The sequence below is a fragment of the Rhodococcus sp. NPDC060176 genome (genome assembly GCF_042728675.1).
Lineage (GTDB): Bacteria > Actinomycetota > Actinomycetes > Mycobacteriales > Mycobacteriaceae > Rhodococcus_F.
In genome coordinates, this window is the sequence record NZ_JBHWYS010000008.1 from 133,862 (window position 1) to 160,558 (window position 26,697).

Annotated in this window: 24 protein-coding genes; 11 read left to right on the forward strand and 13 right to left on the reverse strand. The window is 60.2% G+C overall.

What is annotated here, in order from left to right:
* Window positions 1-56 precede the first annotated feature (56 nt).
* Window positions 57-755, reverse strand: coding sequence for an XRE family transcriptional regulator (locus ACFWEM_RS28120; protein WP_378539049.1), 699 nt, complete (start codon window positions 753-755; stop codon window positions 57-59).
* A 721-nt stretch (window positions 756-1,476) separates the two neighbouring features.
* Between ACFWEM_RS28120 and ACFWEM_RS28125 the strand changes: the two genes are divergently transcribed.
* The 3 genes from ACFWEM_RS28125 to ACFWEM_RS28135 all read left to right on the forward strand — a co-directional run bounded on the left by ACFWEM_RS28125 (window position 1,477) and on the right by ACFWEM_RS28135 (window position 3,588).
* On the forward strand, window positions 1,477-2,424 hold the full coding sequence (locus ACFWEM_RS28125; RefSeq protein ID WP_378539050.1) for a DUF932 domain-containing protein: 948 nt from the start codon (window positions 1,477-1,479) through the stop codon (window positions 2,422-2,424).
* Between the two features lie 463 nt (window positions 2,425-2,887).
* Window positions 2,888-3,073, forward strand: a complete 186-nt coding sequence (locus ACFWEM_RS28130) for a hypothetical protein (RefSeq protein ID WP_378539051.1) — start codon at window positions 2,888-2,890, stop codon at window positions 3,071-3,073.
* Window positions 3,070-3,588, forward strand: a complete 519-nt coding sequence (locus tag ACFWEM_RS28135; RefSeq protein WP_378539052.1) for a hypothetical protein — start codon at window positions 3,070-3,072, stop codon at window positions 3,586-3,588. The genes ACFWEM_RS28130 and ACFWEM_RS28135 overlap by 4 nt, the downstream gene beginning before the upstream one ends.
* A 65-nt stretch (window positions 3,589-3,653) precedes the next feature.
* On the opposite strand, the gene ACFWEM_RS28140 is transcribed toward ACFWEM_RS28135, so the two are convergent.
* Entirely contained in the window at window positions 3,654-3,962 is a 309-nt protein-coding gene (locus ACFWEM_RS28140) for a hypothetical protein (protein ID WP_378539053.1), read from the reverse strand.
* Between the two features lie 306 nt (window positions 3,963-4,268).
* Complete coding sequence (locus ACFWEM_RS28145) at window positions 4,269-4,583, reverse strand: hypothetical protein (RefSeq protein ID WP_378539054.1); 315 nt, start codon at window positions 4,581-4,583, stop codon at window positions 4,269-4,271.
* 192 nt (window positions 4,584-4,775) lie between these two features.
* Between ACFWEM_RS28145 and ACFWEM_RS28150 the strand changes: the two genes are divergently transcribed.
* Together ACFWEM_RS28150 and ACFWEM_RS28155 are read left to right on the forward strand one after the other, a co-directional pair.
* Window positions 4,776-6,488, forward strand: coding sequence for a UvrD-helicase domain-containing protein (locus ACFWEM_RS28150; protein WP_378539055.1), 1,713 nt, complete (start codon window positions 4,776-4,778; stop codon window positions 6,486-6,488).
* Window positions 6,489-6,699: 211 nt separating this feature from the next.
* On the forward strand, window positions 6,700-7,413 hold the full coding sequence (locus tag ACFWEM_RS28155; protein WP_378539056.1) for a hypothetical protein: 714 nt from the start codon (window positions 6,700-6,702) through the stop codon (window positions 7,411-7,413).
* Between the two features lie 118 nt (window positions 7,414-7,531).
* On the opposite strand, the gene ACFWEM_RS28160 is transcribed toward ACFWEM_RS28155, so the two are convergent.
* On the reverse strand, window positions 7,532-8,152 hold the full coding sequence (locus ACFWEM_RS28160; RefSeq protein ID WP_378539057.1) for a TetR family transcriptional regulator: 621 nt from the start codon (window positions 8,150-8,152) through the stop codon (window positions 7,532-7,534).
* Between the two features lie 320 nt (window positions 8,153-8,472).
* Here ACFWEM_RS28160 and ACFWEM_RS28165 point away from each other — a divergent pair, with 320 nt between their 5' ends.
* From ACFWEM_RS28165 to ACFWEM_RS28180, 4 genes are all read left to right on the forward strand, one after another.
* Entirely contained in the window at window positions 8,473-8,952 is a 480-nt protein-coding gene (locus tag ACFWEM_RS28165) for a hypothetical protein (protein ID WP_378539058.1), read from the forward strand.
* Between the two features lie 78 nt (window positions 8,953-9,030).
* Window positions 9,031-9,543: a hypothetical protein gene (locus tag ACFWEM_RS28170; protein ID WP_378539059.1), complete on the forward strand. Its 513-nt coding sequence runs from the start codon at window positions 9,031-9,033 to the stop codon at window positions 9,541-9,543.
* Between the two features lie 61 nt (window positions 9,544-9,604).
* Window positions 9,605-10,012, forward strand: coding sequence for a hypothetical protein (locus ACFWEM_RS28175; protein ID WP_378539060.1), 408 nt, complete (start codon window positions 9,605-9,607; stop codon window positions 10,010-10,012).
* A gap of 5 nt (window positions 10,013-10,017) precedes the next feature.
* Window positions 10,018-10,458 carry a hypothetical protein gene (locus ACFWEM_RS28180; RefSeq protein WP_378539061.1) on the forward strand — a complete coding sequence of 147 codons (441 nt, stop codon included), beginning with the start codon at window positions 10,018-10,020 and terminating at the stop codon, window positions 10,456-10,458.
* A 545-nt stretch (window positions 10,459-11,003) separates the two neighbouring features.
* Here the strand turns inward: ACFWEM_RS28180 and ACFWEM_RS28185 are convergent.
* Window positions 11,004-12,269, reverse strand: coding sequence for a hypothetical protein (locus ACFWEM_RS28185; RefSeq protein ID WP_378539062.1), 1,266 nt, complete (start codon window positions 12,267-12,269; stop codon window positions 11,004-11,006).
* 143 nt (window positions 12,270-12,412) lie between these two features.
* Here ACFWEM_RS28185 and ACFWEM_RS28190 point away from each other — a divergent pair, with 143 nt between their 5' ends.
* Together ACFWEM_RS28190 and ACFWEM_RS28195 are read left to right on the forward strand one after the other, a co-directional pair.
* Entirely contained in the window at window positions 12,413-13,720 is a 1,308-nt protein-coding gene (locus ACFWEM_RS28190; RefSeq protein ID WP_378539063.1) for a hypothetical protein, read from the forward strand.
* A gap of 109 nt (window positions 13,721-13,829) precedes the next feature.
* Complete coding sequence (locus tag ACFWEM_RS28195) at window positions 13,830-14,147, forward strand: WhiB family transcriptional regulator (RefSeq protein WP_378539064.1); 318 nt, start codon at window positions 13,830-13,832, stop codon at window positions 14,145-14,147.
* An 858-nt stretch (window positions 14,148-15,005) separates the two neighbouring features.
* Here ACFWEM_RS28195 and ACFWEM_RS28200 read toward each other — a convergent pair.
* The 8 genes from ACFWEM_RS28200 to ACFWEM_RS28235 all read right to left on the reverse strand — a co-directional run bounded on the left by ACFWEM_RS28200 (window position 15,006) and on the right by ACFWEM_RS28235 (window position 26,620).
* Window positions 15,006-15,665 carry an NADPH-dependent F420 reductase gene (locus tag ACFWEM_RS28200; RefSeq protein WP_378539065.1) on the reverse strand — a complete coding sequence of 220 codons (660 nt, stop codon included), beginning with the start codon at window positions 15,663-15,665 and terminating at the stop codon, window positions 15,006-15,008.
* A 27-nt stretch (window positions 15,666-15,692) separates the two neighbouring features.
* Entirely contained in the window at window positions 15,693-16,907 is a 1,215-nt protein-coding gene (locus ACFWEM_RS28205; RefSeq protein WP_378539066.1) for an MFS transporter, read from the reverse strand.
* The gene (locus ACFWEM_RS28210; RefSeq protein ID WP_378539067.1) at window positions 16,904-17,749 is read right to left on the reverse strand and encodes an alpha/beta fold hydrolase; all 846 of its coding nucleotides are present in this window, start codon (window positions 17,747-17,749) and stop codon (window positions 16,904-16,906) included. Before ACFWEM_RS28210 ends, ACFWEM_RS28205 begins: the two co-directional genes overlap by 4 nt.
* A complete protein-coding gene (locus tag ACFWEM_RS28215; protein ID WP_378539068.1) occupies window positions 17,746-18,300 on the reverse strand; it encodes a 6-pyruvoyl tetrahydropterin synthase family protein in 555 nt (184 codons plus the stop codon). The genes ACFWEM_RS28210 and ACFWEM_RS28215 overlap by 4 nt, the downstream gene beginning before the upstream one ends.
* A complete protein-coding gene (locus tag ACFWEM_RS28220) occupies window positions 18,297-22,748 on the reverse strand; it encodes an SDR family NAD(P)-dependent oxidoreductase (RefSeq protein ID WP_378539069.1) in 4,452 nt (1,483 codons plus the stop codon). Before ACFWEM_RS28220 ends, ACFWEM_RS28215 begins: the two co-directional genes overlap by 4 nt.
* A complete protein-coding gene (locus ACFWEM_RS28225) occupies window positions 22,745-24,607 on the reverse strand; it encodes a non-ribosomal peptide synthetase (protein ID WP_378539142.1) in 1,863 nt (620 codons plus the stop codon). The genes ACFWEM_RS28220 and ACFWEM_RS28225 overlap by 4 nt, the downstream gene beginning before the upstream one ends.
* Window positions 24,604-25,206, reverse strand: a complete 603-nt coding sequence (gene folE, locus ACFWEM_RS28230) for a GTP cyclohydrolase I FolE (RefSeq protein WP_378539070.1) — start codon at window positions 25,204-25,206, stop codon at window positions 24,604-24,606. The genes ACFWEM_RS28225 and folE overlap by 4 nt, the downstream gene beginning before the upstream one ends.
* 73 nt (window positions 25,207-25,279) lie before the next feature.
* The gene (locus tag ACFWEM_RS28235; RefSeq protein WP_378539071.1) at window positions 25,280-26,620 is read right to left on the reverse strand and encodes a condensation domain-containing protein; all 1,341 of its coding nucleotides are present in this window, start codon (window positions 26,618-26,620) and stop codon (window positions 25,280-25,282) included.
* Between the last annotated feature and the right edge of the window lie 77 nt (window positions 26,621-26,697).

A 26,697-nucleotide genomic window follows, 5' to 3' on the forward strand; every position in this document is an offset into this window, starting at 1 on the left:
GTCTTGGCGCACCGCGAATACGCCCAGATGCTTATAGGCGGTCGGGCGGGAGAGTGCTAGCCGAGGGCTGTCAGTTTTTCCTTGAGTCGTCGGCGGAATCCGGTTTCCATCTCTCCCGAAACAGCTTCGGTCTTTCCGATCAGCCATCGGCGGTACAGCTTTTCCTCGGCTTCCGGATCTGCCGGGTCGACTGGGACTTCCAAGTGTTTGCTGAAGGCGAACTGAATGATCAATGGAATGTCGTTGCCCTCGCCTGCATTCCGCTCGAGGATCTCCGTTACCCACGTACCGGTGAGTGCGGAAACGAACTTCTTGATGTCCGCCACGCCTTGAATGAGGAGCGCATTGTCCGGGCTGGCATCAAGAGCAGCGTGAAGTGTGGTGTTGATGTCCAGGAGTTTTGTGAGTTGCTCGAGAGAGACTGGTACTTCGGTAGGTCCAAGAACGAGCGGGGCTGACTGGCGCCGGGGCGTGGATTCGGGGTGGGCATGGCGTGATCGCGGCGATGACGATTCCAGCGGTGTCGGATCGCCACCAGTCCAAACGCGTGCCGCACTTCCTGGAGTCCATCTGAGGGGCTTGTCGAATTTGTTTCGCGTACTCAGGCGAGGCTCGTCCCCGTCTGCGTTTTCGACCCGCGTTTGCGTGGTGTCAGCTGGCCCGCCGGCTGCCGCGACGTCGTCCTGGGTCAAGCCGAGTTCCTCGCGCCGTGCGCGCACTATTTGCCCGAAGCGGACTCGGTTGGACACTGCCATACGAGCCACCTTAGGGCACAAAGGCAATCTCAGGCCAATTATTCGGCAACTGTAACGATCGGGCCGAGAATGCGATTTGACCTGCCGCTAACCGATAATCCAGCCGCCGGAGAGTCGCTTGAGTGTAGCTTGAAATTGGCTAGAGCTGGGGTTGCGGGCCGAGTCATATCTGATAAGGCATTCTGCAGAAACCGACAAAAGGCTCAAACTTTCAACTACCCGGCGCAGTAACCGATCGCGACCAAGTGGTCCAACTAACACTAGTACTTTAGTGCTAGTCCCAAACGTGGAACCAGCACGCCGCTACAGAGAACGCCTTCGCCTCTGCGCACCGACCGAATGCCCCGCCGGAAGACCGCGATCGATGGGTGCTGGCGACCATGCCACGGGATCGTTCAGGCGCGCTGCCACCGAGGCGGGCCGGTACAAGCGAATCGGCGACCCGGCCGCCACTCGCGCTGTCCGCAGGTCTCACCGGCAACGCGCCACGGACGAGATCCTGCGTCTGCGCACCACGGCATCCACGAGCCTGCCGCACGAAAGAAGCCCGATTCCGCACGACAGGCAAGAATCGCGTCAGCTGTCCGGACGCTCAACTTCAACGGGCGGCTCAACGCCCAGGAAGCGGCCTGGCAAGCTGAACTGAACTGCAACACTGCAGATATGCCCTCCATAACTTCGTAGTCAGCAAGCCAATCCACTGACCACCACGGAGGACCTGATGACCGTATCCGCAATCACCCGCACCCCGGCCGGCCGCGCTCTGGGCACCGACATCTCAAGCGTCCACTCACTCGACGACGCACTCGAACTTGCGCGACTCGATTGGACCATCGAGGAGCACTCGGCGGACAACTTCGCAATCATGACGGAGGAAGGGATCACCACCACTGGCATGCCCGGCATGCGGTTCTTCCTCCGCTCCGACACGAAAGCTGCACTGCACCTCGGCGGCGGCCGATACACCGCTGTCACCAACGCAGACGCCTTCGCCCCAGCGGAAGCAGCGATCGCCCTTGGCGCGAGATTCGCCACTGCGGGCGAGATCAAGGGAGGAAAACAGGCCTACGTCGAACTCGACATGCCCGACGCGACCGTAAGCGTTGGCGGAAAGGACCTGGTGACCTTTCAGCTGCTCCTGCGGACTGCACACGACGGATCCGGACGTGTGGTCGGTGAGGCACGCGCGCGACGTCTCGTCTGCATGAACGGAATGACCGCCAACATCGGTTTCCCGACGGCTTTCGCGATTGGACACACCAGCTCCGCGCACGACCGGCTCGCAGCGGCAAAGAAAATGATGCAAGGCGCTGTTCGATACGCCAAGGAATTCAGTGCGGTCGCCGACCACATGCTCGATACCCCGATGAGTAACACCCAGTTCGTCGAGTTCATCGATGGCCTCTACCCACAGCCGCCCATCGAAGACAAGCGCGCCCGCGGCATCTGGGAGCGCCGTCGTGGCGAACTGATCGAACTGTTCCGATTCGCCGACACCAACGATCTTGGCCGCGGAAGCCGTTGGGGTGCATACGCGGCACTAACCGAACATCTTGACTGGTTCGGCACGGTCCGCGGATCGGTCGACGCCCGCGCGCAGCGTCAACTCGAGAACACCGCACAAGGGGCCAAGGATCGCGCAATGAAAATGCTGGTAGCTCACGCCTGACCGAAAAGGGCGGCACCCCGAAGCGCGCGCGGGGTGCCGCCCTATTTTCGGGCCCAAAGCTGTCCGTCCGTGCATAGAAGCGCGAACGCTGAATGGACAACGCAGGCGCCCCACCAACTGTCGATGGGCGGCGACGTTCAGCGGGGCACGCCCGCTCGTCGACCGGCTTCGGGTGAGCTCCGAACCCCGTCTACGTTGGTAGTCACCTCGCCGATCGCACTCCTTGTGTCGTACTCGGCCGCGGCGTCGAATAGCTCGACGCAGGAAGCCGGCTGACGGGCATCGTTCCCCTCTCGATCTGTAACCTGCACCTTCGTTCCATGCTCGGCTGCGCACAAGACACGTGACATCCGTAATACCCATGAAACCCATGAAAAGCACATAAAGCGCGAAAAAGATGAAACTCCTGGTGAAGGAAGTAGAGAGACTTGAGGCAATACGCAACGCCAACCGGAGGAACCCGATGTCTACCCAGATAGCACGCCCAAGTGGCAAGAAGACCGCTGACCAGTTGCGCCATGCGCTCAATGTCTCCCACGCGTCCGGCCGGCTGCAGCCTAACGCCCGCGCCCGTCAGGCACGTGGTCAGTGGCGCGGCAATCGCTCCACGAGCCGCGGGCGCGCAATCGCCGAGCAGGTGCGCTCATGACAGATTTAGCGGAAACACCGCGGGCACGAACACGACCGGACTGGTCGTCGATTGATTCGGCTCTGACTGCCGGCCTGCGATGGACCTTCGAGACCGATCAAACGGCGTCGGCGATCATGCACCACCATGGAGCTCACCTGCACGTACCCGCCGAGAATCGCACTCTTCGGTTCATTCCGATCGGGGCTGAGGGCCGTGTGGTCGTCGTTCTGGAGGTCGCCACAGTGGTGCCGGCACCGTCGCCCCACCTTTCCCCCACGAACCCACTGCGCGATGGCGAGCTCGAACAACTCCACGATCTTCTGCAGGAAAGGGGATTCTCCGTCGCCGACAGCTGGAATGGTCACCCGTACGTCACCGGCAGCGTCGCGCTAGACCGCCCGGCGCACCCTGGGTTGATCGCGTCCGTCCTCCGCTATCAACAGGGGTGCCAAACCCACGACCAGAGCGTCTTCTGCACATGCGGTTGGTACACAACCGGATACGCGGACGTAGCGCTGCCAGAGGCGCTCTGAGGTTCTGATTTGTCGCAGCGATGGCGCGCTGTCCGCCGCTGCAGTGAGGTGCGGGTTGGAAATGTTTATGGTGGTGGCAGGTAAGCGATGGCGGATATCAGGGTAAGTAGAGCTCCCAGTGCGGTGACGGCAAGGCCGAGGATCGCGCACCTAAGATCTTTGTCTGTGTCCTTTTTGGACTGCGCGCCGAATGCGTCGACGGCCTCGCCTATCCGACCGTCAACTGCGTCCGCGGAGACCCCAGAGGGCTGGCAGAACAATTTTCGTTTCAACTGATTCATGTCTTTGTGGATGTCGGCGATCTGCTTGTAGAGCGAGTCGACCTGCGCGGCAACCGGTTCGCTGGTGTTCAGTGTAAATTCCTTCAGCACCATTTGATCTTCGGTGGCGGTGGCCTTGATCCGTGCCGTGCACGGTCTGGTCGATGGGGCGCGCCAGCCCGTGGGTAAGCCAAATGCGGGTCCCCAAACGACGCCACGCGTAGATCAATCCCCACCCGGTGATGACGACCCCAAGCACCTCAACGCACCCACCGATAATCGTGAAATATCGCATCTCACAGGGATACCCCGACGATGGGCAGTTCAGGCTCTGTCATACCGGACTCAACTGACGCTGTCCGTCCATCGTGCATGGAAGGGCTGGGCGACACCGCGTTCTGTCGCCCAGCCGTCCCGGGATTAACGAGCCACTTCGGCGGCGTGGTGGTCAGCGGCCCGTTCATCGAGTTCGTCCCATTCGATGCCGATGGCATCGGCGAGGTGCCTCAGGTCGCTGACGAGATCGGAAAGGACGGAGGCGATCTCGTCGTTCGTAGTGCCGCAGCGGCGGGCGTAGATGGGCACAAGTTCGGCGACGTTCAGAGCCAGCATGGCGTTCGGCTCCACGACGTGGGCGTCGGAGTCAGCAGTGACGACTCCGTGCTGTGTGTGCACTCGCACTAGGTCTTCGATGTTCTGAACTGTGCCCAGCGCTGTACTGATCGGATTCTGCATCGATGTGCTCCTCGTCGTGGTTGATGCGGTGTTGTCGATCTATCGTCGCCGCGGCGGATCGCCGATGTTTCAGTCGCTTCGGAGCGGAGAACCGCACGCCTACGGTTTCTGTTGTCAGGTTGAAACACCCGAGGTGAAGGGCCCATAGCGTGCGGTGGGACAGCCGAGAACGCCGACGAAAGTGACCCTGCGATGACCTTCGCCCCGACCGATGAGCAGCTGCACATCCACAGCCTCTTCCGAACTGGGAATCCGTTGTTGGTCCGCGCCGGCGCCGGTACCGGCAAAACAACCACCTTGCTTCAGCTCGCGGACATTCTCGGTGAGCAGGGGAGAAGTGGCCTCTATTTGGCGTTCAACAAGTCAATCGCGACGGAGGCCGGCCGGAAGTTCCCGCGGCACATGATGTCGTCGACGGCCCACGCCCTGGCTTTCCGTGGACTGCGCGGCACAGCGCACGCACCGCTTCTCGACAAGCTTGAGATGGGCAAAGTGCCGTTCTCCGTCACCGAACGGGAGCTCGGGATCCTGCCGATGACAGCGCGCGGCGCGGACGGACGACAACGGGTCATCTCCGCGTATCAGATCACCCGGCAGGTTCTGCGCACCGTCGAAGAATTCTGCAAAACGACTGATCAGGACATCGGACCACAGCATGTGCCGCCGATGATTGGACTTGATTCACGCGGCGAGCACCACAACCAACGCGCCCTCGTCGAGCACGTGCTGCCGCTGGCGGTCAAAGCCTGGCGCGACGTCTACAGCACCTCCGGGACAGCAGTGAAGTTCAGCCATGGCCACTATCTGAAGTTGTGGGCGATGATCCGACCACGCTTCGGGCCCGAAGGTGCCGCACTGTTTCTCGACGAGGCACAAGACACCTCCCCGGTACTCGCAGGGGTGCTCGCCGAACAGACCCATTTGCAGCAGGTGTTCGTCGGCGACAGCAGCCAGTCGATCTACCGCTTTACCGGTGCCCGGAATGCGATGCGGGAGTTTGGAAATGTCTCAGAGGGGCGGTTGACGCAGTCGTGGCGGTTCGGGCCGGCGATCGCTGACGCTGCGAACCAGCTCCTTGCTGACCTCGGAGACGACATGCGGCTCAAAGGGAATCCGAGCTTGCTTTCTCGCGTCACTACAAGGGAACCCACCGTCGACGCCGTACTGACCAGGACCAACGGCGTTGCGCTGGAGAGAGTTATGGCGGCACAGGCCGCAGGTGTGCGAGTTCACCTGATGGGGGACCAGAAGTACGCACTGCGGTTCTGTGAAGGTGCGGAGAACCTGCAGAACGGAGATCCGGCCGGGCATGAGGACCTCGCCGCGTTTACCACCTGGGGTCAGGTCCAGGATCACGCTCAGGATTCTCCGGACTCGGCCGACTGGAAAACTCTGGTCGCTCTCATCGATGACCATGGCGTCCCTGCAGTGAAGACCGCGCTGGCCCACTCCGTACCTGAAGCGTCAGCCCAACTTGTCGTGGCCACGGCCCACCGAAGCAAGGGGCGCGAATGGGACCGTGTTGAACTTGCGAGCGACCTCGACGAAGCGCTCCAGGAGGCAACCGAAGCGGCAGAGGAAGGTGGCGCGGCCGACAATGCGGTGCTGCGTGATGAGCAGATGCTCTGCTACGTGGCTGTTACCCGTGCGAAGACTGCGCTGGCTCCGGGCGGTGTGATCGCGCCAGAGCTGTACACCGCGGCGACTTCCCCGGTTGTCGGCATGACGTCAGTGTTCGATGAGGCAGCGGCACGGGAGCGCACAGCGGGTGAGTCGGTCAGTGTGACAGTCGAGTTCAGCGCGGCGGAACTTTCCCAGATCAGCGGCACTGCCGGGGGAGACCTCGCCTTGTGGCTTCACAGGCTGGCGCTCGCCGCGGCCGAGCATGGCCGAATCGCGTCGTGAGGCCCGAGTCGTTGCCGTGCGCTCCATCCTGGGGCGCTACCAGCCTCCCCGAACGCCTCAGAACGGCGGACCACAAGCTTCCCGGAGCATCTCGCCGGCCGCTTGACCAATTGATACGGCTGAAACACATAGAAGCGTGTGTCGGGCGTTACCGATACGGTCGAAGAACTCAATCATCAAGCCCCGAACAGCAATTGTTGGAAGGACTGTCATGTCTTCAGCGTTCACCTCGCCCCGATCCACCGGTCGTCGCCGCGGCCCAGTCGCACCGATCGGCGGCACTCGCCCGAGTATCGGAAAGAGCTCGGCACCAGCACCCGATGCACCGAAAGAGTCAGCGCCCGTGGAGATGACACATCTCCGAGCCGTCGAGGCTGACATCGAACCCCAGTCGCCGGCAACACTCGACGCCGCGGACCACGCGCCAACCTTCGGTGACCCGGTACACGCCGCAGGGATCGAACCGACACCCACCGCAGAGCTGGAGTCTGCGTCAGAGCTGGAGCCCGATCCTGTGACGGAGGCTGAGCAAGAGCCCGCTTCGGCTACGGATGCGCAGCCGAAAGCAACCCCTGCGGTTGAAGCTGAGCCAGAACCAGATACAGCCGCCGATGAACAATCGCCCAACTCCCCAACCCGCGATGCGCAGCCGACCACCGAACAACGAGACGAGAAGCAGAAGCGCCAGTCCCGAAACCGGAAGGCCACCGAGACTTCGGCGAAGAAACTGGTAGTTCTACGCGACGGCAAGATTTCATACGCCTCGGATGGAATTCACGTTGTCGACCTGGACGAGGCCGGGGAGGCGGACGACCCGCACGACATTCTTGACCTGATAAGCACATTGAAGTCCGAGGTGGCCGAGGCTGCCACCAGGGACGATGTCATCGCCATTCTCTTCGAACTGCTGCAGGCGAAGATCTGAGCGATGCCCGGGTTCGTCGTTCGAGCATTGAATGCCCGGACGATGCTCCCGGGCACACGCATTTTCAGAGCGGATTGCGGCGCTCGCACGAAGCGTCTGAGGCCGCGGGAGCACACCATCACATCGGCAGGTGTGCAGCAAGCAGGTCGGCCACAAGCGTCGTGACATCGCTGTTCGCGTGGGTGATTGCGGAGGTTTGAAAGACTGCTCCGGTGAAGCCAGCGCACAGGTTCCAGGCGAGACGCCCGTGGGACTCTGTGTCCGCGATGATGCCTCCGGCAATGCCGCTCTCGATGAGGTGGTTGGTGCTGTCCACCCACTGCTGGTAGACGGCGTGGGCGCCGTCCACCGCGGGTTCGAGGGCCAGCTTCATCCCGGCGCGAAGGGCGACGTCAGTGTGTGCTTGGTAGGCGAGCAAACGGAATGCGGTCCACAGCTGCGCGGTCGCGATCTCGTCAGTTTCCGCTGCCAGCGAGAATGCGCGCTGGATGGCATCACCCCAGCTTTCAACGAGATGTTGAGCCATCGCTTCCTTTGACGGGAAGTGAAAGTACACAGCACCTTTCGTGAGGCCGTGGGCGACGATAATGCTGTTGACGGTCGCCCCTGCGTACCCCTCGCGGTCGAATTGTGTCGCAGCGGCGGTGACGATCTGCGTTCGGGTCAATTCCGCACGTGGCTGCTTGTACGTTCGGGTCGAGACGGCGTTCGAGGTGCAGACCTCAGACTGATCGGTCATGGTTGTATCCTCTGTGATTTCATGCCCTCGTCGACTTTGCGCCGTTCGCGTGGGCTGGTGTCCTGATTATCGACTATCTTCTTTCGCCATCTCTTTCGAGCTACAGGCCCTGTCCGGTTCGATTTCGCATTGTTCGCACCGTGCCCCATTTCTGTGTGAGTAGTGAACGTGCGTTGCGCGGCGGAACAACCATCTCGACAGGTTGCCTACAGCCGGCTGCCCGCCACGGATTGCGTGTCTCGACGCAATCCTGCAACACCCCTGCTCCGGTCTCCATAGCGTCGAGGGCGCATCAACACCCCACTTGAAGGAAGGCGCCAATGCTGACCACCACTCCGAACGCTTCTGCGGTCACCGACTACACCAAACATCTTCTCGACGAGTGCGTTCTAGACCAGGCACTCCCAAAAGACCCGTGGTTCCACAATGCTGCCTATCTGAACTCTGCCTACTCGATCCTGGAGGGCTTCCTTCACGGCGACTGGTCGTCCGAGTATGCCTATGCCGCCGTGATCGACCTCCACGATGCCCCCGATGGGGTCAGCCTCGAGGTGGCCGTGGACCTCATAGGTTCGGACCCGGACGAATACGCCGTCGGCGGGATCGCCTATCTGACCGTGCCGAACGTCGGCGACCTTCGTCTCGCGCTCGCCAAGGCAGTCCGGGACACGGATCTCTACTCCACGGCTTACCTGACCGATCCCGCCGGTCAGATCAACTACCTGATCGGCGCATTCTGCAAATTGATTGACCAGGCGCTCGCTCCTGTTCACGTACTGCTTGCGAAGGCGTCTGCATAGCACTTCAGGGCTGAAACACCCTCTGAGCGTGGGCCATAGCGTTGAGATCGACATCGTATCTACCGAAAGGGCAACCTCATGACTGCCGGCCCCGTTGTTCTCGCTGCTACCGCTGAACGCGTCCCGGACACTGATTGGTCCGCCGCATCCGTGAAGTCCCTGCAATTGGGGGGCGGGGAGGCGTACACGGCGAGCCTGCGTTACCGAGGGACGAAGGTCGCCGATATCGAAAACGACGGCCGCGGCGGAACCCCGATCGTGCATTGGAAGCGAGGGAATGCAGCCACGGATCACCGCGCCGTCTGGGCCGAATGGGTCAGTGCCTACAACGAACTCAACAAGCAGGACGAGTGGTTCGAGCCGGAGTACTTCGCGATCGTGTCGTTGATCGACGAATACGAGATCGCCAAGCAACTCCGCCGGGACTCGAAGAGATTCATTCCGGTACTGGTGAAGGGCGCAAATCTTCGCCGTGACGGACAGTACGCGCTCATCCGTGGCCGAGCTGAGGACCCGAGGATGATCGAGGCAATTCGCGCAAAGGGTGAGGTGGACCGCTATTGGGACGGTGAGAACTGGATGACGTTGTAGAGCTGGGCGCGGCCGTCTGCAGGTTGCCGACGCCAAGAGGTGCGATGGACGCTAGGGACAGGTGGAGAACCTGCTCCCTAGCGTCGTCGTTGAGTTCACTGACTACTTTCCGGTCGGTGGCCAGCTACGACAGGAGACACCTATGCCTCAGCGCGACAGTATCGTTGTGCTCACCTCTACTGAGGTGGAGATCGTGAACGCTGCGACAAACGCAGAGCAATCGAAAGCCGCGATCAAGTTACTCACTCAGCAGATCAACGACAACAACGCCACGATCAAGGTGCTGCGGAACGGACCGAAGTCCGCAGATGAATTCGCGGCCGCGAACCGGGCTGCGCGCGCGAATCTAGCTTTGGTGCAAGTACTTCCGCAATCACAGGCACGTGATGAGCTTGTCGCCGAACTTGAGCGTGCGCTGGTGTTCATCACTGAAGGTCTTGAGATGCACGACGTCCAGGCAGACGGCTGAGTCTGATGAGTGTCGACGTCGGTACAGGCCGATCGGTTGACAGCCTGACTCTACCGAAGGCCGATCGCATCCATGCATTGCGCGAGCTGGCATCGTCGCTGGACCCTGTGCGCGCGGGCCAGCTCCTCGAACTCGCAGCGCAGGCGGCTGCCGCGCAGGCTATCGCTATTCACGCTCTCAGTGATGCTGTAGGACGCGCTGGCAGCATGGGGTTCTTCCGGGAGTCCAGGCCGAAAGCCTATGCCGCGCATCAGGCTGTGGCTCGAGATACGCGGATGGCGGGAGTGTATCCGTACGGCGCTGAAAGTGCGGTGCTGAATGCCTCGTCTGCGATTCTCTTCGAGAACGAGGCGATCCTTGTCGGGCAACGGGTCAGAGAGACGTTGATGGGACCGGTAGTTGCGCTGTTCGGGACAGAATCGCAGTGGATTGACCGCACCGATTGATCTCACGGTGTGAACGTATGGGCGGCTTCCTGAATTGCATCGTTCGGGGGGCCGCCCTTGTTATATATAGGCACCGACTGGGTTCGGGGGTGGGTCGGCGGTCGGCCGCATCGTCCGTGCTGTGGGCAGCCTCAGACGGGAAGTAGGGCGTAGAACAGGCTTACGCGTTCTGGTGGCGCCATCGGCCGGCTTCGACTGCGGCCGCCCGTGCGTGAGAGATCAGCTCCTCTTGGAGGAGTTCGTCAGGTTCTGCAATGTGCAGATCAACGGGAGTGGCCCGGTGGCCGTTGCGGTCAGGCCGGTAGCGACCTCCGACGACACCAGTGATCGAGAGCAGTCGTGCCTTCAAGTCACACCGTTCGAGGGCAGGACACGTACGGCACGCTGTGATCGCATTGTTGGCGCGCCGTTCAAACGAGCGTGAACCTTCGCCCCTCCGTTGATGATCGAACAGTTCAGGTGTCGTTGTACACCGAGGGCACCCGGAGATCACCAAGGCTTGCAGTAGCAGGTCGCGCTCGATGGGAGTCAGATCGCGCAGCGGGTCACGTGCCACCGAACCTCCCCGCTCGGGCAGCACACAACGTCCCTTTTGCCTTGGCGATGGGCGGGTCGACATCCGTCGCAATGACCGCATGAGGTGAATGTGTCGCCAACGCTGGCGGTTTGGATCGGCACGAGTGTCGCGGGCTTGTAGGTGCGGGCCCATGAGGGGTGCGCTGTCCGAGGCAATCGGACGATCGGGCGGAGGGGGAAGATTGGCGGGCAGCTGCCAAGTGGTGGCCCCGAGTGGCTGCATGACGTGCGATACGCGTGGAGCCGCGAGAAGGCACAGTGTTCACGACGCCGAGGAGTCGCACCGCTACAGGTCCTGTGCGGCGTCGCTTCCAGAAGGAGGTGAGTACCGCTGCGCCAGCACGTGTGAGCAGTCGGGTGGAGGTGGAAGGGGGAGTGCCTGCATGCTTGTGGTGGGTGTCGTCGCAGGAGCTCGGTAGCGGCCCGGTATCTGCGACCGCATCGGCGTTCACACCGGTGCCGGCTGCGTTCTCGACGGCAATGCCCAGGGCGAGAGTGAGCTGAGTGTCGTTCGCAGTGGTGGATGCGTGTGCGTCGATGTTCGGCTCTTCGGACAGCTTGACCGAGGGTGCGGGGGTGGCGACATCCGATTCAGCGGTAAAGAGGACGAATGATGTGAAGCCGTCCGCATCAGGTGCTGTCGCATCGAGGTCGACAGGTGTGCCGAAGTCCTTAGCTGGGGCGGCCTTTCGCGGTCGCGAAGACTTGCTTCCGAAGCGGTCGCGAACCCCGAGTCGTCGGGCAGCCTGATCGACGGCGCGCGGGTGAATCCCAAGCAGCTTCCGAATCCAATTCATTGACTGCCCACGCTCGGCGGCTTGAAGAATGATGGCGTCGGTCTCGGCCGGGGTCAGGACCGCGTCCCGGATTCGGCCGGGATCATTGAACGCCAGTTCCACGACGTACGCGTCGACGTCCGGTTCGGCATTCGCGTCGGTGGTCGGGACCCAACTCCGCCCCTGAGGAGTGGTGTGAATATCGGCGTCAGGCTGTCCGTCGTCGTCCCACGCGATGCCCGCGCGAACGACACCGACGGGACCGCGACTGTCGAGGATTTCCGTCCGGGTCTGAGACCTGCACCCCGCGAGAAGAGGGCAATCAGCGCACAAAGTCACCGCTCGCGCGTGGTCGTCGGTGTCCTCGGACTCGAAGAGGTCGAGTGTGGTGTCGCAGATGCGACCTGGCGTTGCGGAGTCGACGGAGCGTACAGCTCCGCCGAGCACAAGTGTGCCCATTATTTTCCCCGTTTTTTGGTTGTGGTGATCCGATTGAGAATCACCATACACCGCCGACGGGTGAGTTCGGGGATTGAGCTGCCGTTTCGGTGGCCCCGAATCACACTGCAACACTGGAGAATCGAAATGACACCGTATGGTGCATGAGCTACCGATTCGCCACCCTCGGCTGCACGCACACCGGCTACAGCGCACGAGGAATGCGCATGCACCGCGACACTCGCTGGAACCTTCGAGTCGTCGACGGCCAGATCGCCTACCAAGAGGCCATCACCGCCATCATCGATGCCGGCTGCCGCGGAGTCTGGCACGGAGGCGATGTAACCCACTGGTCACGTCCCCTACCCCGCGACGTAGAAACCGTGCAACGACTCGACGATCTCCTCTTCGACGCAGGACTCTGGAACGGCAAGAACTCCGGAAACCACTGTGCTGGAGCAGGCTCCGACCTCTCCGCAGTTTCGATGTTCGACCGCCCCACCATGAACTCGTTCACTGTCTACCCGGACCCACGGCGCCCCGCGGAAGATTGCGTGGGCCCCCACCCCGGCCTGTACGAAATCCACCAACCGGACCCCGAACAGCCGATCTACCTCCACGTCGTCTCCCACTACGGTCTCGACCCTGAGCTGCGCGAACAGGGCATCGATATCGACCCACGCCCACTCGATCACGGCGTGAACATTCTCTGCTCACACGGAATCTTCGTAGGTGACGAACGGCTGTACAAAGCGGCAGAACGACACGGCGCGGAACGGCTGATTCCGACCGACTGGGTAACACGAGGGTTCGACCTCACCTTGCTCTCGGACTATCACACCCCCGGCCGCGTCGAAGGCTTCGGAACCGCCGACGGATACGGGCAGGTCTGGTACACCGGATCCACCGTTCGGCGCGGATTCTCCGATGACGAGACACCGCGAGGATGGCTCCAAGTCGACATCCCCGACCAGGGGGCACCACAGGTCCAGCTCCAAGAGATCTGGCAGCGTCCCCAGCTGGACTTCGAGCCCATCAACGCATCCGGGACGACCGTGGCCGATCTCAACGACCTGGTTCGAAGCCGCCTTGCTGAACGATCCTGGCATGACCCGCGCTCAGCGGAACTGACCGGTGACGGCGGCTGGATCCTGCGGCAGAGGATCGTCGGTGCGAGTCCCCAACAGCGACAGGGCATTTACGAGCTTTCCGGCGAGTGGGCACAGGCGGCCGCGGACGCCGCCTACTGGTCCTTCACCTTCGAGAACCCCATCAGCGCCGTGTCACTTGCCCATCCAGCGACAGTGCAGGCTTCGATCAACGAACGCGTCACCGACTTTCGGATCGCCCTCGACGAGCGAGCTGACCGCGGCAACGTTGCAAAAGCCCTCCGCGACGCACCCGAAGAATTGCGCGAAGCCGCTCTCGCTCGCGCCCGAGCAGTACTCGGCGCACCGCGTCAGGACGCATGACCAAAGTAGCCATCGGTGGGCAGGGAGGAGAACGCACTACCTACCGTCCACACCATCCGATGACTGCAGCGCGACACCCTGCCCGACATCGACAAAGGAGTGATCAGCCATGACCGTGCATCAGCTCAGCCTCACTGAAACCGAGGAACACTTCCAGATGCCCGGGATGTGGATATCAATAGGCCTCTGCGCACAAACCGATCCCGAACTGTTCTTCCCAGAGACATACAGCAGCGCCGCCACCAACATGGCCAAGCGAATCTGCTGGAAATGCCCGGTTCGAGACGCATGCCGAGAACACGCCGTCATGACCACCGAACCTCACGGAATCTGGGGCGGGACGACGCCGTACGAGCGCCGCAAGATCCGAGTCGCCGACCAGGCAAAGTCGATTTCGTGCAGTCGGGACCTTGCGTCGACCTGCTGACCAACGAACACCGCGATACCTCTGACGGAGCGCGCTGTCGATCCATTCTCATTAGGGCTGATACGCAAGGGAGAAACAGACGAGGTCGCCGTTGTCCGAGGACATTTCGGGACGGAGCGGTTGTGGCGCGCTCCCGAAGCGCTCGACGCCGCCAATTGAAGGACTGGGACTCGGCATAGACTCCGCCACTGACTAACTCGGTGCCGATGGGTGAGTCGAGCGACTGGGCGGGTCGTCCGCGCACCGTCTAAGTCATTGGTCGGCTAGCGCTCATTTCTGCACGCCGATCAAACGACGAAGGATCGAATCGGGAGGTGCAGCGAATTCCTGAAATGGAGCATGACATGGGGAATGCCGTCCTCTGGTGAGCTTCGTTGAATGGCAGGATCGCGCATATGGTGTCTCTGGAGGGGCGGTGGCAACCCCGTTGAACTACCTTTTCGAGGCATGAATGTTCCTGTTATACAGAGTGTTCGAAGTTTGAGTCGCTAGAAATGTATGCACATTCTTGCGGTCGTGAAAATAGCTTCAAGGATTGAAGCCGGGCGACAGTGCTGACGAAGCATCGAGCCGGGCGACAGTGCTGACGAAGCATCGAGCCGGGTGCTGCTGTCAGGGCGTACTCGGCACGCAGTTTGTCTCGTACGAGCACCTTGGTCAGTAGGGATCGAACCCGGCACGGACAGCGCGCCGAACATACGAATGGTCCGTCACCCGCACGAGGTGTCCTATGGGTAGTGGCTTCGAGATAGGTTGGAACTTCTCGTTATTGCCGTCCCCACTGGACATCGCAATCGACCAAATTCGACGTCCGAGGTCGAAGACTTACCCAGGTCGTGAATCCGATCGTGTCAGCAATTAGCGGACGATCTTGAATCCAAAGAGATGGGTGCCGAGGGCCTTTGAAGTGTCGATCCACATCCGGAGCATCATTTCTGTCGCGCGTGCGGTGCGGATTCCTCCCAAATCGAGAACATCTCGCCATCCAAGTTTCCGGAGTAGATCCGCGACTCGATCTTTCGCTGCGGAACTATCACCGCTCAGAAACACAGAGTGTTCTGCGCCTGCAACACTCGGATCGACCATCACCGATGCCGCCAGAGTGTTGAGCGTCTTGACAACGAATGCTCCTGGGATAGCCCGTTGGATAGCTTCACCTAGGCTATCGGTGTTGACTGGCGAAAGTACAGAATCTTCGCTAGACCAGTCGTAGGGACTCGAAACATCGATAATCACATGGCTAGTGAGGAAAGAAGCGAGCGGACTGAGAATCTCTAGGCAGGCGGGCCCTGAAATTGCGTTTATTATCAAATCGGCATGACTTGCTTTGCGGACCGCTACTTCGAATGTTGACAGTTCTATCTCCGGATAGCTTCGACTAAGACGGATGAATTCGGTATTGCGCTTGCGGGTGGTCGCAGGGTCGCGGGTACCGACAATGACCTCATTGCCAAGTTTCAGTAGAGCAGGGGCGAGAGCTTGGCATACCTCGCCAGTCCCAAGGATGACGATCTTCATAGGGTCCTTTCGCAGAGATTCGCAGTTTCACTGGACTGTTCGTATTCGGCGGATGAAAAGGAGAGAGCCCATCAGAACCGCCGCAGTGATTTGTCCTCCAGCAATCACTGCGGCGGCGGGTGCATAGGCGCCGAGCCAGCCCCCGAGCGCGAAACCGATTGGCATAAGTGCCTTTGTTCCGAACAAGTTGACCGAGTACACACGAGAGAGCTTGTCGGGGGCAACGACCTGCATGAGCAGGGTCTCCCAGACCGCAAACCCAAACCCGCCACACATTCCGCGTACCGCAGCGAAAGCCATAGCACCAGGTAGCCAGGTAGTCAGAGCCATTGCTGCGCAAAATACATGGGCTATGGTCCACATCGTATAGACGATCACTGCACGCCGACGCCGAGGCATCAGGCGAGCGTAGAGCAGAGCGCCGGCAGCAGCACCAGCCCCATAAGACGTGGTCAAGAGTGAGAGTGTGCCGGCTCCTCCGGCGAAATGCTCCTCGACCAGCCGCGGTAAGAGGGTTTGCGTAGGTCCCTCGGAAACCATAAGTGCCACAGCAGCAACGGGGATGGAGGCGAGCAACGGCACCGATATGACGTAGCGTGCTCCCTCCACAATGTCCCTTAAAGGTTGGGACGGTGCTCGCTTTTGCCCACGGACGACGGGTCGAAGGGCTATAGCGGTGATTACGGCCACGAGGAAGGCCGCCGTTGTCAGCCCGAGAACGGCCTGCATACCGGCGGCGGCGTAAACGGCTCCGCCCAAGGCAGGCCCAATAATCGCACTAATTGAGCGCACAAAGCTGAGTGCGGCGTTGGCAGACCCGACGAGATCGGGGGGGACTGTCGCTGGCACGATCCCGCCAAACGCGGGATGGAATAGGCCATCGCAAAGACTCACGAACGAGACGCACACTGTCAGTAAGGCCAGTGTCGTATGGCCGGTTGCGCTAATTACCGCGAGAGTGCCAACTCCGAGGAGGCGTCCGGAGTTGGCCACGATAATCATCGAGCGTCTGTCCCACCGATCCGCCAGCGCTCCGCCCAGGAGAAGGGTGGTGACTTGTGAAACAGCGGCGGCACCCAACACGATTCCAGCTGAACTAGGCGAGCCAGTGAGACTGTATGCGTACCACGAGAGTACGGCCAAGTATGCGCCGTACATAACCATGGAGAGGCCTTGGCCGATGAGTAGCAGCCTGAAGTCGCGGACACGTAAGGCTGAGGATTCTGCGATTCCGGAAGTCACAGTGCATTTTCCCCTAGGAACGCCACAACGGTCGCACGAGGTGCGTCAATGTGGGGAGAGTGCCCTGCACGATCGACAGTGCGCATGATTCCTTTGCGAGCTCGGGAAGTCAGAAACTCCGCGTGAGAGGTTGAAAGCAGTGCGGAGTGCTTTCCACGCAGGATCAGCACTTGTCCTGCATAGTGGGCGAGCGCGTCCATGGTCCTAACTCCACGATCGGCGAGGGTGGGTGGTGCGGAACCTTGCTGGGAGATCGGCGAAGGCGTGAGGTAGTCCTGGGCGCTGATTGCAGCGCAGATTGTGCGCAGCGTCGAAGGAGAGGCAAAGGGGTGCAGTCGTCGCAGAGATTCGCTAGGTTGCTCGCCGGGCGTCGAAACTAGCCGATCCGTTCGTGCCACCGCGGAGGGTGGCACGAACGGATCGGTGTACGGGTGCGGCCCATTGATCCCGAAGTGACTTGGAACTGGTTCCAGCAGGGTAACCGTGTTGATTTGCCCATGCGACGCCGCAAGTAGTGCGGGCGGAGCACCCGCTGAATGACCGATGACGCCAGTCACCCCATTTTTCTGGCAGGCTGAGGCGAGGGCGGCAGCCATCTGGTCTACGCGTTCGTAGGTCCCCTGAGGGGCAGTGCATCTGCCGGCAAGCCCCGCCGGGTCGACTGCCAATAGAGCCATTCGATGCTCTGCCAACCACCGTGCAAAGGGGCCCCAGTGAGCTCGGTTCTGCCCGAGCCCCGGCACCAGCAGGAGGCGCTTTCGGCTACTGTGCAAGCCGGGAATTACGGGGATCAAGGGTGCCTCAATGGGATCTGCAACCCTGTGCGACTCGGTTTCGCTCATACAGACGGATGTACCCGGTCGGACGTGAGGGTGACTGAGTTCTTTCGGCACTCACGAGCCGTAACACGACAGATCCACACCCGCCCATCACTCGCTTCACGCACCAAGCGCCCAGCCTCCTCCGTGACCCACGCAGCGGCCCCCTCCATGCCCGTGTGCTTCATGACTCGTAGGTCGATCACACCACGACTATCAAGCTCTTCGAAGAGTTGACGGTCGGGATCGTTCTCGGCCACAAGTGTTGTGTGGTCGAACTGCCGATTCAACAAAGCGCGAACATCCTTGAGAGCACCGAAGTCGATTACGAAACCAGTGACGGAATCCAATGCTGAACAAGCGAATTCGACTTCGAAGGATCGCTCATACCCATGGAGGAAACGGCACTTTCCATCATGGGCCCACGAGCGGTGGCAACAAGGTAAGTCGTCGAAGAATTTTGTGACAGTGAAGGCTGCGGCGGGGTACCCCCCGGGAGAGGCTGTTTCGGATTCATCGGACGTACGCGTGTAGGTCCTAGCCGGCACAGTTGCGATATACGAGCGGGCATTCATTTCGCTCCTTCATTTGCTACACGGCGACGCAGGCGCCGAATCTCCGTTGCGGTTTGGGCGATTGTTGGGTTGTCGAACATCGTGATCACTGACAGCACAACATCAAAACGGAGGCTGAGCCGGTGAGCGACAGTGACACCGAGCAGTGAGTCGCCTCCGAGTGCGAAGAAATCACTGCCGCCATTGAGGTTCGTGACTCCGAGAACATCGGTCCAAACCTCAACGACACCCGTCTCGATGTTGGAGTCTGTGACGGGTTTGGGTTCCTCGTCCTGGACGGGTGATGGTGCATGCCGGCCGACCGTGCCGCGTACCCACTGGTGGATGCGATGCTCGAAGTCAGCAGTGGAGATTAGTACTTGGTGTGGCTCGGCCATGTTCATGAGGCGGCTGTAGAAGTCTTGGCCTTCGGTTGGGCGAATGGCGATTTCGGCTACCACACCGAAGTCCGGTGATGCGAAGGATGGCGAGACGACGGATTGGTGCAAGGAATCGTCGTCGCGTTCGCGGAAGATCCAGCCGTCCCAGTTCACTGTCATCCAAGGAACCTCGGCATCGCGGTGGCGTTCGGCGAACGCATCCATGAATGCGTTTCCAGCGGTGTAAGCGTAGAAACCGAGACCACCAAGATGAGAGGAAAGGGACGATTGCATAAGTACAAAATCCAGTTTTTTCCCGCGCAGAAACTCAGCGAGAACAAGCGTACCTTCGACCTTTGGGCGTAGGCGGCGAATGCAGTCTTCACGGCCGGTGTCATCGAGTCCACGGAAGGCGCGTTGTGTCTCGAACACGCCAGCTGCGTGAACGACGCCGTCTAGGCGACCGAAATGTTCTTCGATCGTCTTGAAGAGTGCCGCAGTCTGCCCGCGATCGGCGGCATCGCAACTGACAGCAAGGATTTCCCCACCCAAGCCAGTCAATTTACGAATTCGCGAAACCCGTTCGACGAGAACTTCGTCGTCGCTATCAATCGGTTCGCAGTTTCCGTTCTCCCACAAGGAGGCATCTGGGACTGCTTCCAATCCTGTGAGAATCAGACGAGCGCGGCAGGTTCGGACTAAGTACTCGGCCAGGGTCATTCCAATGCCACCGAGCCCTCCGGTGATGAGGTAGACGCCACCCTCACGTAGACGCAAAGGGAGTTGGCCTTCTGGAACAGGCGGCAGCTCATCGCGTTCGTAGCAGCGCACCCATCTCTCCCCTGGAGCCAGAGAGACCGTGGGATCAGATGATGAGCTGAGCAATTCAGAAACGAGCTCGGCGGACCAGCTATCAGGCGAAAGTCCGGATATATCTACGGTGCGTGCTGACATCGCCGGGAAATCCTGGGGAATGACAAGGCCGGGCCCAGCGAGGAGAGCGCGATCTGGCACGATGTCGACGGCGTTGGTGCCGACCGGGTGCATACCGCGCGCGACGATGTCTAAGCGAACATGTCGAGATCCCTGCAGCAGACCTATTTCTTGGACCGCGAACAACAGGGTGTAGAAGCCTCGTTCGTACTCGCTGTGTAGGGTTGCCAGTCGTCCGTCGAGTGTCTCGCTTTCTCCGAGTGAGCTGGTGCACCACATATGCACCACGCGGTCTATCGGACGCCGCTCCAGGTGAAGAGCACGGATGGCGGATTTCACCGAGTGTTCATCTCCCGGATGGACGGGTAGCACATTGTCGCAGGCTTCGCGTTCCCCTTCGTCCGGCACAAATTGAATGCACTCGATCCCTCGGGCCCTGAGCGTCTCTACGACATGAGCGCTTTGGCCGCCATTTTCGGACAATATCAACCATCGTTCGCCGCTGCCGTCGTGCGCGCCTGGTCCCCGACGACGGAATCTCCAGCTCGGGTAATAGGCCCAGCGATCCAACGATTTCTCTCGGCGGATGGTGCCGCCGGACCCGTTTTGGTTGTCGGGGAGGCTATTCGTCGGGCTAATTTCCTTTGTATGTTGCGCACGTGAGAACACACGGTTCGGCAGCATGACCGTTCGGCCGGCGGCGTTGCCAGTATCCACCCGCACGCCGGCCACCCATAGGGAGGCGAGGCCGTGAAGCCAAGCGGTTTTTGGTTCCTTATCGGCCCGCAGTGGACGTATGACTGGGCCCGCGTTTTGGTCCGCCACGGCTCGAGAGAGGAAGCCGTCGGGGCTAAGGTCGACGACGATGCATCCTCGGCTAGTGGCTGCCCGTGTGATCTCTGCGGCAGCTCCCCTCAGGTCGAGCGGACCGGCTAGGTGAGCTGACCAATAGTCGTCATCCAGTGCGTCGCGGCCAACGACTGTGGGGATGAACGATGAAGACGGTTGAACTTGGACCGCGGATGCGAATGGGGCAAGCTCCATGGCTGCTTCTGCCATAATCGGGGAATGGTAGGGCAAGGTGAGGTCGAGTACTCGGTGTGGGACGTCGGCGTCACTAAGTCGTTGGGTGACCTGTAATAGCGACTCTGCGGCGACCGCCAGCACGGTGTGCTTGTCAGCAAGGGTGATTGCAGGCAGCGCAATGTCGCTGGGCAGTAGGGACGCGATTTCGGCGGACGACAAGCGCACCGCGACCATTGATCCTTCTGGGGCACGTTTCAGGATTCGCGCCCGCTCAATGACAAGGCGGAGGGCGTCGTGGTTACGAATTGCTTTAGCTGTGGCTGCTGCTGCGTAGTCGCCCAGCGAATATCCCACCACTTGGTCTGGATGTACCCCGCGCGCCGAGAGTTGTTCTGCCAAGGCCAAGAGAACGGCAGTGTGCAGAGTATGAGTCGTCACCATGCCTTCACAGTCACCACTTAGCGCTACCCCTAGAGTAGCGAGCGATGAATCTATGCTGCGCGCAGTGTTCCATGAATTCTCAAGTGAGGCAGTGAATATAGGCTCCCAGCCGTAGAGGGCGCGGGCTGTGGGGAGTAGGTCGCTGCCCTGCCCCGGCAGCATCAGCACAACCTGAGCACCTTCCTGACGCCACCCCTCGACGGTGTGTTCCCCGATTCCGTCCAACCCGGCACGCAACTCAACGTCGCTATCACCAACGGTAGCCAATCGGTAAGCATGATCGTCGCGACCGTGTTGGAGCGTGAACGCGACATCAGCCGGTGAGAGGTCAGGGTCTGAGCGCAAAGCAGCGGCAAGCGCACTGGCGTTACCCAGACAAGCGTCTGGGTCAGCGGCAGACAATTGCAAAACGAAAGGGCCGCTGCTGCTGCCATGCTCCATCGGTGAGTTCTTGTGTCCACGCAGGACGGCGTGGACGTTCGTGCCTCCGAATCCAAATGAGCTGACGCCCGCGACGCGTTCAGCATCTGGCAGATCCAGGCTGCTCAGAGTGCGGGGCAGCGAGAGATCGCCTGTGTAAACGGAGTCCATCGGTTGGTGGAGATTAGTGAGAGGAGGAATCTCGCCGCGATTTACGACTTCGCATGCTTTGATGAAGCCGACGACGCCAGCGCCAACTCGAAGATGCCCGAAGTTCGCCTTAGCTGAACCGAGTGGGGGCAGGGGAGAGTCCGCGAATACACTAGTCAGAGCGGATATCTCGCTGCGGTCCCCGAGTTGAGTGCCTGTGCCATGGCATTCTAGATAACTGACCTGTGCGGGATGCAATTCGGCAATCTCCAAAGCCTGGCGTATAATGTCGGCCTGACGACTGGCACGGGGGGCCGTAAAGGATGCCTTCTCCGATCCGTCATTGTTCACGGCAGAGCCCGCGAGAATTGCCCGGATTGGCCAACCACGCTCCGTTGCGACGTCAAAGTCTGCAAGAAGTACGAGGCCGCCGCCGGACCCAAAAACTGTGCCGCTCGCGGCGGCGTCAAAGGGGCGACAAACACCGTCTTTGGACATGATGCCGCCGGCCTGATACAGGTAGCTGATGGGCTGCGGAAATTCGACATCCATGCCCCCCGCGAGTGCAAGATCGCATTCACCCGCGGCGATTGCTTGTGCGGCAGTGTGGATGGCGAGGAGGGACGAAGAGCACGCGGATCCGATAGACATTGCCGGTCCGGTCAGTCCGAGTTTGTACGCGATGCGCGTTGCTGCGTAGTGGCCGTCGCCACCCATTAGAGTGGAGAGGTTTTGGTCGTCGATCGCTCCGCTATGCGTCGCAAGTAGATAGCTACTCAACCCAGTCGCGGCATAGACGCCTATGTCGTGGTTGAGTCCACTTACGCGGATGCCGGCGGCTTCAAGGGCTTCCACAGCACATTCGAGCAACATTTGCTGTTGCGGGTCGATCTCCGAGGCCTCACGTGGAGAGTACCCGAAGAACTCTGCATCGAATTGACCGATATCGTCGAGTACACCGTAAGCGTGTACGCGCCCTCCGGTTGTGGCACCAACATTGGTTGAGGCGCGAGTAACGCAGTCACGGCCCGCAGCAATGATGTCCCACAGGTTTTCAACAGTGCGGGCACCCGGCGCGCGACAGGCGTAGCCGAGTACTGCAATCCCTTTGCCGTTCAAGTTGGTGACTCCTCTTCGTGCGGTGACGGTTTGACATTGGCTAGAGGCTGAACAGGGAGGGTTCTTCGCGCGTTCCGACGCTGCGCACCTCGATCTGGGAGCGACACTCTCCGCGCTGCTCCAGTAGAAGCCGGGGGATCACTTACTTTCCTGGATGGTGTTGTGAGCGCTGAAATTTGGAGTTCTATCCGGGGGTGATCGAGGAGGAATTCCGCACTGACAGGGCGGCAAAGCGCTCGTGTCAGTCGGGCCGCGGCGGTCACAATGCCAAGGGAATCGACGCCCGATTCGAACAGATTGGTCCGCTGGCCGACTCCCGCCCCGAGGATCTCGACCCACACAGCACACACTGCGGTCGCAACGTCCATCGTCGGAGGATTCAGAGTGGCAGTTGAAATGTACTCCGAAGAGAGCTTGCCATTGAGGTTGCGGGGCAACGCATCTACGAGAATCAAACGAATTGTGAGCGGTGCAGCAAGGCTAGCAACGACTTGCCTCCGAATCCGCTCGGCACCCGCGACGGAACGGTCGCATGGAACCGCGACGATCTGGAGGCATTCCAGTGGCGTAGCGCCATCGAGGCACACCTCGGCAATCGATGCGGCGACATCGCTAACGCATTCGGAGGTGAGGATGTACCGTTCGATGAAATCGAGCGGAACCCAGCGGCCCGCGATCTTATACCGCCTCCCATTGCGGCCAACGATGCGCAAACCCCCATCCTTCGCCCATTGGCCGATGTCTCCCGTACGAAAAGCTGCCCCGCCTGTTTCCGTAGGGCGGAACCTCGCGGCTGTCTGCTCTGCGTCCAAATACCCGGCCGCCACCATCGGACCTTCTACGTAGATATCACCCGGTGTGTCAGAATTGCTGCGCCGCAAGGTTTTCCCATCGGACGCAACAAGCGTTACACCTACTCCTGGAAGTGGGTGGCCCACATACCCGGCCATTAACTCCGGAACTGAGTTTTCTGTAACTCTATGCGCCGTAACCTGACCGGCGGTCTCTGTGGCGGCGTAAGTATTGACGACAACGCTTTGATTGGCGGCGGGAAGGGCAAAGAACTCGGCGAGTTGTCCACGATAGGCAGGTTCCCCGCTAAGTAGAACGAACTCAGGCGCGCGCACGTCCGATTCGCCAATCCTAGTCGTGAGCAAAGATAGCTCTGAGGGAGTTAGGCAGACCGCAACGCGGCGCCCCCCGGCGCGTGCGGAAATTAGTGTATGGCAGAGTCCGGAGCATGTGAGTGATTCTTCTCTGTCCACAATGACGATCTCGCCGCCGAAGCTGAGCGCGCCGAGGATCTCGCACATCGCGTAGCCGAAAGTAAGTGGATGGAATTGTGTCCAGACAAGTCCAGAAGGAAAGTCGATCTCAGGTGATTTTCGTAAGGCGTGGAACACATGTCGTAGCCCTGTACGCGTAACGACAGTTTCTTTGGGCTCGCCAGTGCTGCCCGATGTGGACATCACGTAGGCGGCATCTGGAGGCATGGCCGCGCCGCCCAATGCCTCCTGAATGCGTGGGCTAGGGACGGCGTCCGGAGCCAAGGCGACGAAGGCTGCGCCAACAGCGAGTACCGCCAGAAGTTCTACCACCGATGCAGAATTTCGTGCAGCGCTGACACGAATCAGTTGACCCGGGCCGACTCCAGCGGAACTGAGGTCACGTGCGCGACCAGCGATCGCATCTGTCAGTTGCCGATAAGTGAGTGCATAACCGGCACTATCGCGAAGCGCGGGAGCGTCGCTTGTTTTCAGACCAGTTCCAACGAAGAAATCGAGGAAGTCAAGAGGTGCCGCAGTTCGGAGGTGGTTCTGGTGGGCGTTCGGCAATTGCTCTGACGGTTGGAATGTCATCGCCACGCATTCCCATTGCCCGTATTCTCTGTGCGCCGCAGAAATTCATCTCTCCGCTGCTGGTCGCTACGAAGGACCCCACGCAGGGTACAAGTAGTGGTCCAGGAGCCGATTGCTCTGATTCCCCTGATTGCCATACATGTGTGTTGAGCCTCGACGACCGCGCCCACACCCAAGGGTGCCAGTTCATCGGTCATTTGCTCCACGATTCGGGTAGTCATTCGCTCCTGGATCTGAAGTCCTCGCGCAGACGCCTGCACAACACGCGCCAATTTGGATAGCCCGAGGACACGCTCACCGGGCACGTAGCCAACATGAGCGACGCCAAAGAACGGTAGAAGATGATGCTCGCACAATGAATGAAATGGAATGGCGCGGACAAGGATTAGATCGTCCGATCCGCTCTCGTTGGGGAATGTGGTTGCCTTGAACTCGTGAGGTTCCAGCATCTCCCGGTATGCGGCCACAACCCGACGAGGCGTGTCAGCGAGGGATTCACCGCTAAGGTCCACTCCGAGAGAGGTAAGTAGCGCAGTAACGGCCTGCTCGGCAGGGTCGTGTTCGGCGAACGTAGGCAGAATTTCCGGGATGATAGACATTGCGGTTCCTCGTTCAGTCGGTGACGGGGAATGGTGAGATTCCCGGCATAGGTTGACGCACTAACTTGCTGCGCTACCAGACGAGATCATCAACTATTCTCGCCATTGTTTCGCGATAGCATTCAGCTAGATGGTCGATTGTGACGGAGTCGTAGAGCGCCGTGTTGTATTCAATTTGACAGCGGATACTGGAGTCGTCAGGCCACACGTTGAGCGTAATATCAGTCTTGCTCGTTTGCTGCGAGAATGGTTTCCTCAGGCAGACAGTGCCCTGCAGGTGCAATGGCCCAACTTGGTGCGTATGGCAGATGTACATTGTGCGGTAAAAACGGTTTGGCAGGCTCGCAGCGCCGAATCGAGAGACTAGGTCCTCGTATACGACAATCAGTGGTACTTCTTGGTGTCGAAGGGCGCCAGTTAAAGAGCGGGAACTTTTGTGAAGCAGATCTCGTGTAGGAGTGCGTGCGGGCAGCCTCACCCGAACACAGTGAATGTTGATCAGAAAGCCCACACAGTCTTCAACTTCCGGCGTCGTGCGGTTCGCGAATGGCACCCCGATGGAAATGTCGTCCTGACCTGAATGGTCGCGCAGCAGCAACTGGAAACCGAGCAGTGCGACTGCCGCAATTGTGACCCGTTCCAAACGGGCGATCTCCCGGAGGTTCTGGACTAGTGTTCCCGGCAATTCGAAGTCCAGGCGGTCCCCGAGGAAGGTTCGCTCGGGATCCTCCAAGTTGTCGTATGGGACAGTAGGACCTTCCTGCAGTCCGGCCAGCTGTGCGACCCAATAGTCTACGTACGGTGCGACTTCCGGGGATGCCGCGAGTTCCCGCTGATTCCGCGCGAACGTACTCATTTGTGCGGGCTTGCGGCTGTAGGTGGAGTCGTGTCCAGTTCGGGCTGCCGCGTAGGCGGTGGCCAGCTCATTTAACAGGATGCCCATTGACCAACCGTCGACGACCAAATGATGCACCACAATTACTAGAATGTATTCTAATTCGCTGGTCTTGTGAAGGGTGAACAGGCTCGGCCGTTCACTTGTTAAGTCGAAAAGGTGTTCTGCGTCTGCGCGCACAGCGACATCGATCTCAGATGGGTCGGCGGAGCCTGAAGCGAGGTGGTCGCGGACAATCAGTGAGCCGCTCTTAGCAGGCAAAACGCGGAGACGAAGGCCACGAGGACTAACAGTGAATACCGTTCGCAGAGACTCGTGGCGCGCGATTATGTGATCTATAGCGTGACTAAGAGCGGCGACATCCAATAGTCCGCGAACAACATGAATGTTCTCGATGTTGTGGGCGCGGTTTTGATCAGGATTCGATGTCATTTTTGGGAATAGCAATTCTTGTGCAAACGTTGACGGGTGATCGTCAACGTCGGCCCCTCGTTCGAGAGCAGCAGCTTTGATAGTCACGCTGAAGTAGCCCCTCCGGAATCGGTGGTCAGGCATTCGTACGCAAAAGGTACCGGACGTTCACTCCGAAAGTACAT